Source organism: Bradyrhizobium sp. URHA0013 (genome assembly GCF_000518345.1).
Classification (GTDB): domain Bacteria; phylum Pseudomonadota; class Alphaproteobacteria; order Rhizobiales; family Xanthobacteraceae; genus Bradyrhizobium.
Map to the genome: position 1 here is coordinate 1,580,573 of NZ_KI912426.1, position 14,795 is coordinate 1,595,367.

The 14,795-nt window shown below is 63.6% G+C and carries 15 protein-coding genes and 1 pseudogene; 8 read left to right on the forward strand and 8 right to left on the reverse strand.

Translation table 11 applies throughout. The features are described from left to right. Window positions 1-50: 50 nt before the first annotated feature. Together N551_RS0128035 and N551_RS0128040 are read left to right on the forward strand one after the other, a co-directional pair. Window positions 51-1,658, forward strand: coding sequence for a multicopper oxidase family protein (locus tag N551_RS0128035; protein WP_027569744.1), 1,608 nt, complete (start codon window positions 51-53; stop codon window positions 1,656-1,658). A 120-nt stretch (window positions 1,659-1,778) separates the two neighbouring features. Further along, window positions 1,779-3,401, forward strand: a complete 1,623-nt coding sequence (locus N551_RS0128040; protein WP_027569745.1) for an ABC-F family ATP-binding cassette domain-containing protein — start codon at window positions 1,779-1,781, stop codon at window positions 3,399-3,401. On the opposite strand, the gene N551_RS0128045 is transcribed toward N551_RS0128040, so the two are convergent. Continuing rightward, window positions 3,398-4,399: a glycerophosphodiester phosphodiesterase family protein gene (locus tag N551_RS0128045; RefSeq protein WP_027569746.1), complete on the reverse strand. Its 1,002-nt coding sequence runs from the start codon at window positions 4,397-4,399 to the stop codon at window positions 3,398-3,400. The genes N551_RS0128040 and N551_RS0128045 overlap by 4 nt on opposite strands. A gap of 149 nt (window positions 4,400-4,548) precedes the next feature. On the opposite strand from N551_RS0128045, the pseudogene N551_RS39795 reads away from it, so the two are divergent. After that, window positions 4,549-5,423: pseudogene (locus N551_RS39795) on the forward strand (MBL fold metallo-hydrolase). Between the two features lie 14 nt (window positions 5,424-5,437). On the opposite strand, the gene N551_RS0128055 reads toward N551_RS39795, so the two are convergent. After that, on the reverse strand, window positions 5,438-6,694 hold the full coding sequence (locus N551_RS0128055; protein WP_305803832.1) for a type II asparaginase: 1,257 nt from the start codon (window positions 6,692-6,694) through the stop codon (window positions 5,438-5,440). Between the two features lie 82 nt (window positions 6,695-6,776). Then, the gene (locus N551_RS0128060) at window positions 6,777-7,025 is read right to left on the reverse strand and encodes a hypothetical protein (protein WP_035962662.1); all 249 of its coding nucleotides are present in this window, start codon (window positions 7,023-7,025) and stop codon (window positions 6,777-6,779) included. 204 nt (window positions 7,026-7,229) lie between these two features. On the opposite strand from N551_RS0128060, the gene N551_RS0128065 reads away from it, so the two are divergent. Then, the gene (locus N551_RS0128065) at window positions 7,230-7,694 is read left to right on the forward strand and encodes a cupin domain-containing protein (RefSeq protein ID WP_027569749.1); all 465 of its coding nucleotides are present in this window, start codon (window positions 7,230-7,232) and stop codon (window positions 7,692-7,694) included. A gap of 15 nt (window positions 7,695-7,709) precedes the next feature. Here the strand turns inward: N551_RS0128065 and N551_RS0128070 are convergent, their stop codons facing one another. Further along, window positions 7,710-8,273, reverse strand: coding sequence for a TetR/AcrR family transcriptional regulator (locus N551_RS0128070; RefSeq protein WP_027569750.1), 564 nt, complete (start codon window positions 8,271-8,273; stop codon window positions 7,710-7,712). Between the two features lie 101 nt (window positions 8,274-8,374). On the opposite strand from N551_RS0128070, the gene N551_RS0128075 reads away from it, so the two are divergent. Next, window positions 8,375-8,746, forward strand: a complete 372-nt coding sequence (locus N551_RS0128075; RefSeq protein ID WP_027569751.1) for a nuclear transport factor 2 family protein — start codon at window positions 8,375-8,377, stop codon at window positions 8,744-8,746. A gap of 46 nt (window positions 8,747-8,792) precedes the next feature. Here the strand turns inward: N551_RS0128075 and N551_RS0128080 are convergent, their stop codons facing one another. Beyond that, the gene (locus N551_RS0128080) at window positions 8,793-9,755 is read right to left on the reverse strand and encodes an alpha/beta hydrolase (RefSeq protein WP_027569752.1); all 963 of its coding nucleotides are present in this window, start codon (window positions 9,753-9,755) and stop codon (window positions 8,793-8,795) included. A 128-nt stretch (window positions 9,756-9,883) separates the two neighbouring features. Between N551_RS0128080 and N551_RS0128085 the strand changes: the two genes are divergently transcribed. After that, window positions 9,884-10,561 (forward strand): nitroreductase, encoded by a 678-nt coding sequence (locus tag N551_RS0128085; RefSeq protein WP_027569753.1) that lies wholly within the window; start codon window positions 9,884-9,886, stop codon window positions 10,559-10,561. Between the two features lie 133 nt (window positions 10,562-10,694). Next, the gene (locus N551_RS0128090) at window positions 10,695-10,898 is read left to right on the forward strand and encodes a hypothetical protein (RefSeq protein ID WP_018456356.1); all 204 of its coding nucleotides are present in this window, start codon (window positions 10,695-10,697) and stop codon (window positions 10,896-10,898) included. A 25-nt stretch (window positions 10,899-10,923) separates the two neighbouring features. On the opposite strand, the gene N551_RS0128095 is transcribed toward N551_RS0128090, so the two are convergent. The 3 genes from N551_RS0128095 to N551_RS0128105 are packed head-to-tail and all read right to left on the reverse strand — an operon-like array spanning window position 10,924 to window position 13,516. Next, entirely contained in the window at window positions 10,924-12,045 is a 1,122-nt protein-coding gene (locus tag N551_RS0128095; protein ID WP_027569754.1) for an HD-GYP domain-containing protein, read from the reverse strand. Window positions 12,046-12,095: 50 nt separating this feature from the next. After that, window positions 12,096-12,416, reverse strand: a complete 321-nt coding sequence (locus N551_RS0128100; protein WP_007591767.1) for a PilZ domain-containing protein — start codon at window positions 12,414-12,416, stop codon at window positions 12,096-12,098. Continuing rightward, window positions 12,413-13,516, reverse strand: coding sequence for a DUF2336 domain-containing protein (locus N551_RS0128105; protein WP_035962666.1), 1,104 nt, complete (start codon window positions 13,514-13,516; stop codon window positions 12,413-12,415). Before N551_RS0128105 ends, N551_RS0128100 begins: the two co-directional genes overlap by 4 nt. Before the next feature lie 303 nt (window positions 13,517-13,819). Between N551_RS0128105 and N551_RS0128110 the strand changes: the two genes are divergently transcribed. Then, window positions 13,820-14,767 (forward strand): AraC family transcriptional regulator, encoded by a 948-nt coding sequence (locus N551_RS0128110; RefSeq protein WP_027569756.1) that lies wholly within the window; start codon window positions 13,820-13,822, stop codon window positions 14,765-14,767. Window positions 14,768-14,795: the final 28 nt, after the last annotated feature.

Below are 14,795 nucleotides of genomic sequence, written 5' to 3' on the forward strand. Positions count from 1 at the left end.
TGAAATCGAATCGAACGGAAGACGGTCCGGCAACAGGGGGCGCGATTCAAATGCAGCACGATCCGAACGGTGCGTGTTCAGTCACCAGCACCATGGGCACGACGACATTGTCGCGCCGCCAATTGCTGGATCGCGGTCTCAAAGCGGGTGCGTTGTCGCTGTTCGCAGGTGCAGCGAATGCCCAGCACGCCGTGCACGACCATGCAGGCACGTCCCACACCGCGGACATGTCGCCGACCATGGGAATGATCGCTGATACGCCCGTTCCCGCCATGGACCAGCCGCTGCTCGAGCCCGAGGCGCGGCGGTCCGTCAATGGCGTGCTGAGCACGACCTTGCGCGTCGGCTATGCCTATCGCCAGATCGGCGGCGTCCGGCTCTATGTCAGGTCCTATGAGGGCGGCAGCCCCGGGCCGACCTTGCGCATGAAGCCCGGCGATACGCTGCGCATCAAGATGATCAACGATTTGCCGCCGAACCGCGATGGATTGCCGGCCGACATCAGCCATCCGCACCAGTTCAACAACACCAATTTCCATTTCCACGGCGCGCATACCAGCCCGAGCGGGATTTCCGACAACGTCATGCGCTCGATGGCGCCGGGCCGCAGCTACAACATCGAAATCACCCTGCCGGCCGATCACACCAGGGGCACCTACTGGTATCACCCACATCACCACGGCAGCGCTGACATCCAGATGTCCTCCGGCATGGTCGGCGCCATCGTCATCGAGGGCGATTTCGCCGACGTCCCCGAGATCTCGACCGCCCGCGAACGTCTCATGGTGCTGACCCAGGTGGTCTACGATGCCAATGGCATGGTCGAGAATTTCGAGACGCTGTTTCCCGAGACTGCGACGCGCTTTCTCGCCATTAACGGCCAGCGCCGGCCAATGATCGAGATGCGGCCCGGCGAGGTGCAGCGCTGGCGCATCCTCAATGCCGCCTATCAGGACGACATGCTGCTCGACCTGGAGAAGCACGATCTGCAAGCGATCGCCTATGACGGCATCCAGCTCGGCGCCATGCAGCCGCTCAAGCAGGTCCTGATCGCGCCCGGCCAGCGCGCGGACATTCTGGTCAAGGCAGGGAGCCCCGGCACCTACGCCTTCAACGCGGCGCAGTACGACCAGGGCCATCCTTCGCCAGTGGGACCGCTGGCGCGGGTCGTGGTCTCAGGCGCGCCGATGGACATGAAGCTGCCGCGGGCCCTGCCGCCGGCGCCGCTCGCGACCATCAAGGATTCCGAGATCACCAACCGTCGCAAGGTGGTGCTGTCGGCGACCGCGCCGGAGGCCGATGCCGCAGGCCATTGGCAGGAATTCGAGTTCTTCGTCGACGGCAAGAAGTTCGACCCTGGCCGTATCGATCAGCGGGTCAAGCTGGGTGCGGTCGAGGAGTGGACCATCGTCAACACCCATGAGCATGACGACCACGTGTTCCACATCCACACCAACCCGTTCCAGGTGATCTCGGCCAATGGCAAGGCGCTGGCGGTGCCGGAATGGCGGGATTCCGTGATCGTGGAGCGCAAGGGCGGCCAGGTCGTGTTCCGCTCGCGCTTCATCGATTTCACCGGCGTCTACATGCTCCACTGCCACATGATGAACCATGAGGAGATGGGCATGATGCAGACCGTGGAGGTCTACAAGGCCTAAGCTGCGGGTCGAATTGCGCGAATTCGGCGGCGCGCGGGGCTGATCCGGGTCCGGCCGGGCTTCCCCTGGCGGCCGGCATGGCCTATGACGCTGCAACGCAACAATCCCCCAAAAGACCCCATGATCCGCCTCGACAACGTCAGCAAGCAAGCCGGCCACCAGATCCTGTTCATCGAAGCCTCCGCCGCCCTCAACAAGGGCGAGAAGATCGGCCTCGTTGGCCCGAACGGTGCGGGCAAGACCACGCTATTCCGGATGATCGCCGGCGAGGAACTGCCCGACGAGGGGCAGGTCTCGACCGACCGCGGCATCACCATCGGCTATTTCAACCAGGACGTCGGTGAGATGGCCGGCCGCAGCGCCGTGGCCGAGGTCATGGACGGGGCGGGGCCGGTGAGTGCGGTCGCGGCCGAGCTGCGCGAGCTCGAGACCGCGATGGCCGATCCCGACAAGGCCGACCAGATGGACGAGATCATCGCGCGTTACGGCGAGGTGCAGCACGCATTCGAAGAGCTCGACGGCTACGCGCTCGACGGCCGTGCGCGCGAGGCGCTGTCCGGCCTCGGCTTCAGCCAGGAGATGATGGACGGCGACGTCGGCAAGCTCTCCGGTGGCTGGAAGATGCGCGTGGCGCTCGCCCGCATCCTGCTGATGCGGCCCGACGTCATGCTGCTCGACGAGCCCAGCAACCATCTCGATCTCGAAAGCCTGATCTGGCTCGAGAAGTTCTTGCACGATTACGAAGGCACGTTGCTGATGACCTCGCATGACCGTGAGTTCATCAACCGCGTGATCTCCAAAGTGGTCGAGATCGATTCCGGATCGCTCACCACCTACGCCGGCAATTACGAGTTCTACGAGCAGCAGCGGGCGCTGAGCGAGAAGCAGCAGCAGGCGCAGTTCGAGCGCCAGCAGGCCATGCTCGCCAAGGAGATCAAGTTCATCGAGCGTTTCAAGGCGCGCGCCTCTCATGCGGCTCAGGTCCAGAGCCGGGTGAAGAAGCTCGACAAGATCGAGCGGGTCGAGCCGCCGCGCCGCCGCCAGACGGTGGCATTCGACTTTCCGCCGGCGCCGCGGTCGGGCGAGGACGTCGTGGCGCTCAAGAGGGTGTTCAAGGGCTACGGCAGCAAGCGCATCTATGACGGGCTCGATTTCATGATCCGCCGCCGAGAACGCTGGTGCGTGATGGGCGTCAACGGCGCCGGCAAATCGACGCTGCTCAAGCTCGTCGCCGGTGCGAGCGAGCCGGACGAGGGCACGGTTGCGGTCGGCGGCAGCGTCAAGATGGGCTATTTCGCCCAGCACGCGATGGATTTGCTCGATGGCGAGCAGACGGTGTTCGAGTCACTCGAATACGCGTTTCCGACCGCGGGGCAGGGCTCCCTGCGCGCGCTCGCCGGCTGCTTCGGCTTCTCCGGCGACGACGTCGAGAAGCGCTGCCGCGTGCTGTCAGGCGGCGAGAAGGCGCGCCTGGTGATGGCAAAGATGCTGTTCGACCCCCCGAACTTCCTGGTGCTGGACGAGCCTACCAACCATCTCGATCTCGCCACCAAGGAGATGCTGATCGCAGCGCTGTCGGATTTCGAGGGCACCATGCTGTTCGTCTCGCATGACCGGCATTTTCTCAGCGTCCTGTCGAACCGCGTGCTGGAGCTGACGCCCGAGGGCATCCACCAGTTCGGCGGCGGCTACACCGAATATGTCGCGCGCACGGGGCAGGAAGCGCCGGGATTGCGGAGCTAGTTCTTGCTCTTTCCCTTGCCCTTGCCCTTGCCCGCGATCGCGGCGATCGCCTCGATCTCGTTGGTCCAGATCCCGCCGGAATAGCCTTGCGGGAGCCGGGCGAAGAGCTCGGGCGTATCGATGCCGGTGGAGAACTCGCCTCCACTGTAGGGACCGAGCACGAACACTGCGCTGTTCGCGCCCTCCATGCGCGCGAGGAAGCGGTCAGGCCAGCCCCATAGAAAGGGCGCGATATTGATCGGCACCAGCACCATCGCGTTCCGGCAGGCTGCCGGCACCAGGCCGGTCCAGCCGCAGCCGATAGAGCCGATCAGGCAGGTTCGGATTGCCGCGCGCGAGATCGTGCGAACTTCCGGGGTAAGGCGACGGATCATGTCGATGGGCTCGTCGCCGCCATAAACCATGATCGTCCGGCGGCGCTCGGCCGGCAGCGCGTTCAACACCGTGGCAAGTTTCTCGCCTTCGTGCCCGTCGCGGCTCTTCACGTTGATGAGCAGCTTCCTGTCAGGGAAGGCGGCGAACACTTCCGACAATTTCGGCATCATCCCGATGCCTTTGCCGCGAAACGGAAATGTCTTGCCGCCGTCGGCGGTGTAACCATAGCCGATGTCGAGCAGCTTCAGCCTCGGCATGCTTTGCTCGCGCGTCACGCCGTGGCCGTCGGTGCGGCAATCGAGCGTCCAGTCGTGGAAGACGGCAAACTCGCCGTCGGTGGTCGGGTGCACGTCGAGCTCGACCACATCCGCGCCGGCGTCGAAGCTTGCCCGCATCGAGCGAACAGTGTTCTCCAGATAGTCGTGTGTCGGCGGCAACATTTGTGCGGCGGTGCAGGTGTCGTTCTTCACATCGCGCTCATCGAAGCGCTGCGCCATGCCGCGATGGGCAAGCAGCACCGGCTTGCCGTCACGACGAGGCGCCAGCAGACTCGTGTTGTTGACGTAGACGCCCGCGGCGACGGCGATGATGGCTGCCGTCGCGACTCTCAGTTTCGTGCCCACCGATTCTTCCCCCAACTCCGTGATCACCGTCGGCGGCGTTTGGGGTTGATTTGCGGCAATCGTCACGCAAGGGGACGGCTCTGCGCCTTCCGGCTTGAACGGTCCGATGCCGCCCGCTACGCTGCTTTAAAAGCTGGGGTGGAACGCGCATGAAGCAGCTGCGGATCGGCGACATCACCATCGATGCGGTGATCGAGCGGGAGGGGCCGTGGCGGCGGCCGCAGGATTTTTTCCCGGCCTATGACGAGGGTGTGTTCAAGCACCATCTGCCGACGATGGAGCCGGAGGTGTTCGACGCCGCGCGCGGCATGATGGTGATCACCTATCAGACCTTCGTGATGCGCACGCCGCGCTACACCATCCTGGTCGATACCTGCACCGGCGAGGACAAGGGCCACCGCCGCCATTCGATTTTCCGGGCAAGGAGCGCTGGCGCAACGAGCTGTTCGCGCTCGGCATCGGCTTCGAGCAGATCGATTACGTCTTCTGCACGCATCTTCATATCGACCATACCGGCTGGAATACGACCTTACGCGACGGACGCTGGGTGCCGACTTTTCCGAATGCGAAATACGTCTTCCACAAGGGGGAATATGCGGCCTGGGAGGCCGAGCACGCCAAGGGCAGCAACCCGCCCGGCACCGTGTTTCGCGACAACTGCCTGCCGATCGTCGAGGCCGGACAGGCACTGCTGGTCGATGACGATTACGCGCTCGACGACACCGTCACGCTGACGCCGACGCCGGGGCATTCGCCCTGTCATTGCTGCGTGAACATCTTCTCGAAGGGCCAGCGCGCGGTGGTGGCCGGCGATCTCATGCATCACCAGATCCAGTGCCGCGAGCCGGACTGGTCGGCCAAGCCGGATTGGGATGCGAAGCAGTCGGCGGTGTCGCGGCGGAAGTTTTTTGCTTCCGTCGTCGACACCGACACGCTGATCCTGCCGATTCATTTCCCGGCGCCGACGGTCGGGCTGATCAAGCCGTTCGGCGCCGCCTTCGACTACCGTTTCAAGCGGGAGTAGGGCGACCGGACGGTCTAGTAAGTGAAGAACATCCGCTGGATTTCCTTGGTGTCGGTCGTCTTGGTTAGCGCCAGCATCAGCAGAATACGCGCCTTTTGAGGATTGAGCGTATCCGAGACGACGAAGTCGTGTTCGTCATCCTTGGCCTCGCCATTGCGTGCGACGATGCCGTTGCCGACACGGCTGCTGCGCACGATCACGACGCCCTTCTTGCGGGCCTCGTCGAGGGCCGGTTCGACCGCGGGACGAGCCAGGCTGCCGTCACCGACGCCGGCATGCACGATCCCCTTGGCACCGGCGGCGACAAACGCGTCGATCGCGACCCGGTTCATGTTGGCGTAGCCGTAGACAATGTCGACTTGCGGCAGGACATCGAGGCTGGAGACGTCGAACTCAGAGTCCGCCGTGTGCCGCCGCGTCGATTGACGATAGAAGAACGGCTTGTTGCCCTGCATGTAGCCGAGAAAGCCGAGTTCAGGCGTGCGGAAGGTGTCTGCCGTCGAGGTGTTGTTCTTGGTCACATCGCGAGCCGCGTTGATCTGATCGTTGAGAGCAACGAGTACGCCCTTGCCGACGGCCTCGTCGCTGCCTGCGAGGATCACCGCATTGAAGAGGTTGATCGGCCCATCCGCGCTGATCGCCGTCGACGGCCGCATCGCGCCGACGACGACGACAGGTTTCTTGCTCTTGACGACGAGATCCAGAAAATAGCTGGTTTCCTCGATCGTATCGGTCCCGTGCGTGATCACAATGCCATCGACGTCGTCCTGCGCGAGCAGCGTGTTGACGCGCTTTGCGAGCTTGAGCCAGTAGTCATTGTTCATGTTCTCGCTGGCGATCTGGAAAACCTGCTCACCCTTGACGTTGGCCACCGTTTTCAGCTCGGGGACGGCGTTCAGGAGCGTCTCTATGCCAACCGTGGCGGCGGTGTAGCCGACCACGGTGGTGCTGCTCGCCCCGCTGCCGGCGATCGTGCCGCCGGTTGCGAGCACCATGACGTTGGGCAGTCCCGGGCCCCTTGCATGCGCGACGTCAAAACTGATGAGCAACGCGAAGAGCACGCTCATTATCGCCATCGTGTAATCACGCACTCGAAACTGCAACATCTCGACCACCCTTTGCTGGAAGATTCGTTGGTGCGCCCCGGTTTGCTCAGCGCTGCATGTTCCGCTAGCCGAGGCACTCTGTCTAGGGTGGCGACGATTTTGCTCTGCGCGCTCGGCGCGTGCGAGAAGAGGCAAACGGTCTTTGCCTCTGTTATTCAGAGACAAAAACGTGGATGCCCGGGACAAGCCCGGGCATGACGAGTTTGTGGAACCGTTGCTCGCTAAATGAGCACCAAAGTCGCAGCGGTCAGGCGCCGACTTCGCACTTCTTCATAAAGCTGTTCTTGGCGGCGCCGGCGAGCGGCTTGCCCTCGGCGCTGACGGCCTTGGGCGCGCAGGCGTCGGCCTTGCACTTCTTCATGAACGAGGTCTTGGCGGCACCAGCCAGGGCCTTGCCGTCCTTCCCGACGGCCTTGCTTTCGCAGGTGTCCTCCGCGAAGGCCGAACCCGCCGCAAACGTGGCAACGATCGCAGCCAGGAAAATCCGCTTCATCATGATTGTCTCCCTAAACCAGAAATGGCGCGCGGATTGGAGCCGGGAATCGTGGCGCAATCAAGCTGGATGAGCGCCTGCCGTCCGGTCTTCCTGGCGATTTTTCGAGCGCGGGTGCGAAGGGGCCGACGGCCTGCTGCACTGCTCGCTGACCGGGACGGGCGATCCTGCTAGCTTCGGGCGAATTTAGCCGAAGGGAGCATCGTGATGGAGACCCTGATTGCGAACATGCCGGTTGCCGCTTCTGACCGGCATTCTCACCTGGTTCGGCCGCAAGAGATGGAATGGCAGAAGACGCGCTTTCCCGGCTGCGAGGCCAAGACGCTGCTGTTCGATCGCAGCAGCGGTCTGATGACGGCCTTGATGCGCTTTGCGCCGGGATCGGTGCTGCCCGATCACGAGCATGTCGGGGTCGAGCAGAGTTATGTCATCGAAGGCGCTCTCGTCGACAACGAGGGGCCGGCCAAGGGGATTGCCTGCAAGGCCGGCGAATTCATCTGGCGCGAGGCCGGCAGCCGGCATGCCGCCTGGTGCCCGGAAGGCGCCCTGATCCTGGCGATCTTCCAGGTGCCGAACAAGTTCTTCGAAGCCGACGGCCGCGTCGTCGATGCCGCCGGTCAGGATTGGGACCAGACGTGGGGGCACACCGACGCGCAAAGGGCGGGGAGATAGGCGGCTGTTCGCAGCTCAAACGCTGTCATCGATGCTTCTGACGAGCATGGTGACCTGAACGGCGATCAGCCGCCGCATCTCCTTGCCGGTCCTGGCGGTTTCGCGCAGCCCCCGCATGCCGAACACCAGGCATCGCGCCAGTACTTCCGGCTCGTCCGCTATCGCAGCGGCCTTCACCTGATCGCGGATGAGGTCGGCGACCAAAGACTGGAAGTTGTCGTAGACGTTTCGGACTGCCGGGAAACGGAGGTCGAACAGATCTGCTGAATCGGGATGCGCCTCGATCAGGTCGAAGCCATGGGATCCCCAGGATTTGCAGGCGTGGAGCAGCTTGGCATGGAGACCGTCGAGACGCGCGATTGCGGCCTTAATGTCGCGATGCTTCTGCTCGTCCATTCTCTGGATCACCGCCGCGAACACGGCATCCTTGTCGGGGAAGAGCAAATAGAGCGCCGGCCGCGACATGCCCGCCTTGGCGGCGATATCGCCCATCGTCGTACGGGCATGGCCGTAGCGGGAGAAGACCTCCGTCGCAGCCTCGATCGCGAGCTCCTCTTTCGAAATGCTGGAACGAGCCATGAGCCTCACCGGCGTCGGAATTGAACCTCGGTCATATTGACAAAAGAACAAGAATTGTCAATTTGCCGGAAGCGGCATGAAGCCATGAGAGGTTCTGCGAGATGAACGATGAAGCGCGACTGAAGACCTGGAACACCTATCAGGCGGCGTGGGGACCCGTCGATGAGGACGAGCGGCGTCGGCTGCTGGAGCAAAGCGTCGCCGCGGACTGTGTGTATACCGATCCGGGCTCTCAGATTGAGGGACGCGACGCCTTGATGGCGCGCATCGGTCAAACCCAGCTCAAGTTTCCTGGCGCGCATTTCAGGAACGACAGCTTCCTCGAACACCACGAGCAGGGGCTTTTTCGCTGGACTATGTATGATGGCGCCGGTCGCGTGTTCGTCAGGGGTGAGAGTTTCGGCCGCTTCGGCGGCGACGGCCGGCTCGTTCAGGCGACGGGCTTCTTCGAGGTGCCCGCTGCCAAGGCCTGAACGCCGGCCGGCGTGGCGGCCGATCCTGCCGCTCCCGATATCACCCTCAGGCGCCGCGCGCGAGAAGCGCCTTGAAGTCCGCGCGTGCGCGCTGCGCTTCCGCGCGCGCCACCTCGGAGGCATCGCCGAGGCCGAAATAGCCGTGGATCAGGCCGGGGCCTTCATGGTGCTTCACCGGCACGCCGGCGGCTTCCAGCGCGCGCGCATAGGCTGTGCCCTCGTCGCGCAGGGGATCGAACCAGGCGGTGGTGACGATCGCGGGCGCGACGCCGGCAAGCGAATTCGCGCGCAGCGGTGAAACGCGCCAGTCGGTCGCATGCGAGGGATCGGCGAGATAATGGCCGCAAAACCACTCCATCACGGCGCGTGAGAGGAAGTAGCCTTCGGCATTCTCTGCGCGCGAGGGAAAGCGTGCGTTCTCGCGCGCGTCCGCATAACTGCCGAGGACGTCGGTCACGGGGTAGACCAGCAGTTGCGCGGCGAGCTTGATGCCGGCGTCGCGGCAGGCGATCGCGGTGGTGGCGGCGAGATTGCCGCCGGCGCTGTCGCCGGCAACACCGAGGCGTTTTGCATCGCCGCCAAATTCCGTGACGCGGCCAAACACGTCGCTGACCGCGGCAAAGGCGTCCTCGAACGCGCCGGGAAAGCGCGTTTCGGGCGGGCGGCGATAGTCGACGGAGACGACGACCGCGCCGGTCTCGATCGCAAGGTTGCGGGCCTGCCGGTCGTGGGTCTCGAGGTCGCCCGCGACCCAGCCGCCACCATGGAAGAACACCACGGTCGGTGCGGGCGTGGTGCCGACCCGGTAGACCCGTGCATCGAGCGGTCCGGCGCCGCCTTTCACCTTGATATCCGCGACAATGTCGACGGGTGGCGGCGGTATGGCCGCGCGCGAGGCAGCCAGTGCGCGCAAGGAATCGCGGGCGCTCTGTGGCGTCATCGTGGTGGCATCGCGCATCGGCAGCAGCGGAATGATCTGGGCGATGACGGGATCGAGCGGTGCGGCCATGTTGGCTTTCATGGGATCCTCACAGGGTTCTTGGTCTTGCTTGCGGGTTAGCATAGATATGGCGCGCCGCGTCGGCAACCGCTCGCATGTGGCAATGCCGGGGAATGAACGGGCAGGGAGGTCTTGAGGTGGAATTCGAAACGCTGGTCCAGTCGCGCCGCAGCGTGCGTGGCTTCAGGAACGAGCCGGTGCCGCGCGCGGTGATCGAGGCGATCATCGACACCGCCAAACGTGCGCCGTCGTCGATGAACACCCAGCCCTGGCATGTCCACGTGCTCACAGGCAGTCCGCTGGAACAGCTGCGGCGACGCAACATGGAGGAGATGGTTGGCGGCGCCAAGGTCAAGCGCGACATCGTCAGCCACGGCGAATACCAGGGCGTGCACCGGACGCGGCAAGTCGACGTCGCCAAGAAATTGTTCGGCGCGATGGGAATCGCGCGCGACGACAAACCGATGCGCCAGGACTGGGTGCTGCGCGGCTTCCGCCAGTTCGACGCGCCGGTGTCGCTGGTCTTGACCTATGACCGCGTGCTCGATCCCGGCGCGGTCTGCCATTTCGACCTGGGCGCGCTCTGCTACGGCATCGTGCTCGCGGCCTGGGACCGCGGGCTCGGTTCGGTGATCAACGGGCAGGGCATCATGCGCTCCGACATCGTGCGCGAGGTCGCGAACATTCCGGAGGACGAGGTGATCATGACCTGCGTCGCGATGGGCTATCCCGACGACAACTTTGCCGCGAACGCCGTTCGCTCCGATCGCGAGGGCAACGACGATTTCGTGCGCTACGTCGGATTCGCCGAGTAGCGCAGGCAGAGGAGATTATTCTCTCGCCGAATTTTTTTTGGTGCGGACCGCTTGGCGGCCTCTTGCAATCTCGATCGTGCAGGAGGAACAATGTACGGACTGAAAGGTTTGATGCTGGCGCGAGGGAATTGACATGCGGCGGCTCGCTAGCCTGGTTCGACGGTTCTTCGGCCCGCGAGTGCGGCGTCCGATCGATGATGATCCAAGTCTTCCTTTCACACCCGAAGAGTTCGGCCGGCTGATCCGCAGCGGCCGGCACGAGGACATGAAGCTGCTGGCCGAAGGGCTCGCGTGCCGGACCGTTCCGCGCCGCACCAGACATCGCGCCGCGCACTAGACCGGGTCGAGACGGGTTGCTGCGCTCATCTCGTGAGCGCGACCTGTCTGAACGCGGTCAGCAGTGCCTTTTCCAGCTTTCCACTCATTCCGCAGAGAATGTTATAAGCCTCTGCCCGCGGTATCGTCGGCTTGTAGTGCCGGTGCTCGATCAGGGCAGCGAAGATGTCCGCGATCGTCAGGATGCGCACGACATCACCGATGTTCCCGGCGCAAAGCGCATCCGGGTAGCCGCTGCCGTCGAGAAATTCGTGATGATGCCGCACGGCATCAAGGATCTCCGGCGAGATATTGTCGTGGTCTTTCAGAAAATCGTAGCCCGCCACCGGGTGCGTCTCGATTATGGCACGTTCCTCCGGATCGAGACGGCCGGGCTTGTCGAGGATGGCAAGCGGAATCCGGGCCTTGCCGATGTCGTGGAACATGGCCGCCGTATATAGCCGCTCCAGATCTGGCCTGCCGACGCCAAGGCTCAGGCCGAAGTCGATGGCGACGCCGGTGACGAGGAGGCAATGCTGATAGGTCCCCTCGTGATGGCGCCGCACCGTGGTGAGCCACTCCGACAAGCCATGCTGGGTGATGCGATCGGCGATCTGGCGGCCGGCTTCCTTCGTGCCGTCGACGTCGACAGGCTCGCCGAGCGTGACGGCCGTGAACATCGACGCGATGGCGATCGCCGCGGTCTCGACGGCGTTGTCCGGCTGCGGCGCGTGACCTGAGGAACCAGACGCCTCTTCGGCGGGATGAGCCAGCGCTGCCAGGAGCTTGATCTTGTCGATCGTCCCGGGAAGGACGAGCGTGGCTCCGAGCGCGTACGCCTGCGAGATACTCATGTGAGAGGAGTGCTCGACCAGGAAGATGCGTTTCGTTGCCTTCGCGAGCTTTGCGGCTCGTTTCTTGATGGCCGCAATGGTGCGGACGTCACGCAATTCCGCACGGATCACGATCGCGAACGGCACCTCGGACAGCTTGGCTTCCGCGTCGAGCCGTTCGCCTGCGACGGCAAACTGCTGCTCGAGAATCGAACAGACGCTCGACAATTTGTCCGAGGAATCAGCCAGCACATGCACGAACGGGCGTGCCGCTTCCTTCTCTCGGATGCCGCCGTCGCCTTTGACGGGGCGGGATATAATTCGCGCGTTCTGCACGGTTGACCTGAATCATGCTGGAGTTAATTGGGGCTGATGAATCCTTGGGGCTATTTGCTCTGAGCGGCAGTCTGCGCGGCGGCTGCCGGTTTCCTCTTTCCGTCTGCGGTGACGAAGTGTACGCCGGCGGTGGTGCCGTCGATCCAGACCAATTCGCAGCGCCGGTAGGCGAGCCCCGTCGACGATAGCAGCAGGAAGAATTCCTTTGCCCGCAGCACGTCGAGCGTGCCCTCAACTTCGATCTTCGCACCGCTTTGCGATATGTCGAGCAGAACGCAACTGCGCCGCCACGTGCCGTCCGAGCCCATCAGATTGACCGGCTGCTTGTGATCCATTTTTACGCGCTGCGCTTTGCGACCGTCGAACTTCATCGATTAACCACCATCTTCGAGCCGCGATCTACCGGATCGCGCGTGTTGGCGCTTGCTGCTATTTCTCCCCATCGCACTGCCCATTGGCTGGTGGACAGAAGCAGCGTCTCGAAGATGCGTTGCGCGCGCTCGCGCTCGGCAAAGGAGAGCCTTTTCCCGCCGCGGTTGCTCAGGATGGTAAGGGTGGTCTGCCAGTTCAGCCGCGAAGCCCGGCACGCCATGACCAGCCCTTCGCAATCGTCGTCGCTCACGACACGCTCGATGATCTCGAGCGGCGCCCCTGAAAGCACCGACAGCGCCGTGAACAAATTGGCCGTCTCGCCGCGGATCGCAAAACGGTTCACCGTGGAATCGTTGAGCTTGCCGATGCGGTTGAGGACGACGATCTCCGGCCTCGCGCTTGCGTAGTCGGCCCTGCAAGGCCGCTTTGGCGGAGCCGGCTCCGCTTCCGGCACCGGCGCCGCGGCGGGCGGGTTGGGTGTGGCCGGTGCCTTCCGGGCTGGTGGGGCGGAGAGCAGCTTGCGCACGACCAGGTCGGGCGTGCCGGGCCGGAGCACCAGCGCCTTCGCGATCTCGCCGTCATGGTCAGCCTTGGCAATCAGCGCTGCATAGGCTGCGTCGGAGAATTTCGTTCCCGGGTTCTTGATCAGGGCAAGGCAGATCGGGCCGCCGTGCTTGATCAGCGCCTCGGTCACGGTCGGCGCGATCTCGCTGCGGGCGGCGATTGCGCGTCGATGCCGCTCGCCACGGGAGTCAATGACAGCCTCGAGGTCTGCCGCGGAGAGCGCCTGCGATTTGAGCAGGACCGGACACGCCACGTCGGGATCGTCGTGTGAGGCGAGACGCCACAATGTTTCGGGAGGCGCCACGTCAAGCTCGGCGAGCGCCGTGCTGAGCTGAACCAGTGCGCTGGCCTCGACCCGTTCCGTCAATCGCAGCAGAACACCGTCGACCACGTTGCTGAGCAATTCCCGGCACTGGTCCTGGCTGCCAATGAGCAACTGCACCATGCCGGTGAGAATGCGTGCGCAACGGTGCGGTGGGCACGTTGCGACCACCTCTTCCAATTCAGCGAGAATAGCAGCAGGCGAATTTGCCATCCTGGCAGGGGCCTGACTCAAAATTGATTTTGACTATCTAACAGCGCTCATTCCGCTCGACAGAGGTTAATATGAAATGTTGCTTTCGACCGTTTGGGTATTGGTGCACCGCTGGCACGGCAGGAAACGCTATCGAAAATTGGCGAGATTTGATGCGCCGGGTTGTCCTTGGACTTCGACGCTCGCCAACTGGTCGGCATAGTTCGAAGTGATTCTTTCAGACTGAGGGGACACCGGAACGGGAAGTTGGGTCGGCATTGTCGCCGGACACGCGTTTGTTGCGACGCGAAGTTTCACATTGCCATGAACAGAATTGATGATGCGCCGACGCTGGCGCCAAAGGTATTTCGTTTCTCTGACGTCGATGAATTTCGAAATGCCATACGGGGCCTGAACTTCGAGTTCACGCCTTTCGTACGGAGGATTTCGGCCGAGCAGACCATTCTGTCGCTGCCCGGCTGCGACGTGAATTTGACGCGGGCATTTCCGCGGGTCGTCGACGCACAGCTCGTCGAGAATTGCACCGCGATCGGATTCACGATGGACGATTTGGACGTGCCCGTTCGATTCAACGGCACGCGGCGCACACGACCCGTCATCGTGATCGGCAGCGGCGGCGCGGCCTACACCACCGTCGAGGAGGTTCAGCGGGAAATCGCCTCGGTGGTGTTCAGGCCGGAGGTGACGGATCGCGGCTGGCCACAAGCAGCCCTCTGCTTCAAGATCTTCGAAACGACCGTCGCGGGCTTGAACCGGCTCCGCGGGGTGGTTCGGGAGGTGTTGGCAGCCGCTTCGGAGCCGGTCGACGTGCCCGACGTGCCGCTGAAGGCGGCCGCCATGAAGGAGACCCTGCTCGGCGCCGTGGACGCAATTTTCCAAAATATGGGTCCCGCGCGATGGACCCTGCACCCCAATGACGAGCGGAACTTCAAGGTCTTTCAGGACATCCGCGCTCTGCTTTCCGACGACCTCTCTCAGCCCATCTACAGCGCCGAGATCGCGCGCAAGCTTGGCCTGCCGGTTCGCACCATGCACGACGTCGTCCGCCGCTATCGCGGCATGAGCCTGCACCGCTATCTACGTCTGCGGCGGCTGTGGCTGGTGCGCCAGCGGCTGCTCGCCGGTGCCGACAGCGTCAAGGCCGTCGCGCTGGCGTTCGGGTTCTGGCATTTCGGCGACTTCTCCAGAAGCTATCGCGACCAGTTCGGCGAGACACCGTCGCAAACGCTCGAGCGCGGACGGCGAACCTAGCGCGTCAAAACGTTGAGGCCGGCTTGCT

Excerpts from the sequence above, each read along its gene's own strand:
- N551_RS0128035 (WP_027569744.1), top strand. The coding sequence starts at position 51 with ATGCAGCACGATCCGAACGGTGCGTGTTCAGTCACCAGCACCATGGGC.
- N551_RS0128040 (WP_027569745.1), top strand. The coding sequence starts at position 1,779 with ATGATCCGCCTCGACAACGTCAGCAAGCAAGCCGGCCACCAGATCCTG.
- N551_RS0128060 (WP_035962662.1), bottom strand. The coding sequence starts at position 7,025 with ATGATGAAGCGGATTTTCCTGGCTGCGATCGTTGCCACGTTTGCGGCG.
- N551_RS0128065 (WP_027569749.1), top strand. The coding sequence starts at position 7,230 with ATGGAGACCCTGATTGCGAACATGCCGGTTGCCGCTTCTGACCGGCAT.
- N551_RS0128070 (WP_027569750.1), bottom strand. The coding sequence starts at position 8,273 with ATGGCTCGTTCCAGCATTTCGAAAGAGGAGCTCGCGATCGAGGCTGCG.
- N551_RS0128075 (WP_027569751.1), top strand. The coding sequence starts at position 8,375 with ATGAACGATGAAGCGCGACTGAAGACCTGGAACACCTATCAGGCGGCG.
- N551_RS0128080 (WP_027569752.1), bottom strand. The coding sequence starts at position 9,755 with ATGGCCGCACCGCTCGATCCCGTCATCGCCCAGATCATTCCGCTGCTG.
- N551_RS0128090 (WP_018456356.1), top strand. The coding sequence starts at position 10,695 with ATGCGGCGGCTCGCTAGCCTGGTTCGACGGTTCTTCGGCCCGCGAGTG.
- N551_RS0128100 (WP_007591767.1), bottom strand. The coding sequence starts at position 12,416 with ATGAAGTTCGACGGTCGCAAAGCGCAGCGCGTAAAAATGGATCACAAG.
- N551_RS0128105 (WP_035962666.1), bottom strand. The coding sequence starts at position 13,516 with ATGGCAAATTCGCCTGCTGCTATTCTCGCTGAATTGGAAGAGGTGGTC.
- N551_RS0128110 (WP_027569756.1), top strand. The coding sequence starts at position 13,820 with ATGAACAGAATTGATGATGCGCCGACGCTGGCGCCAAAGGTATTTCGT.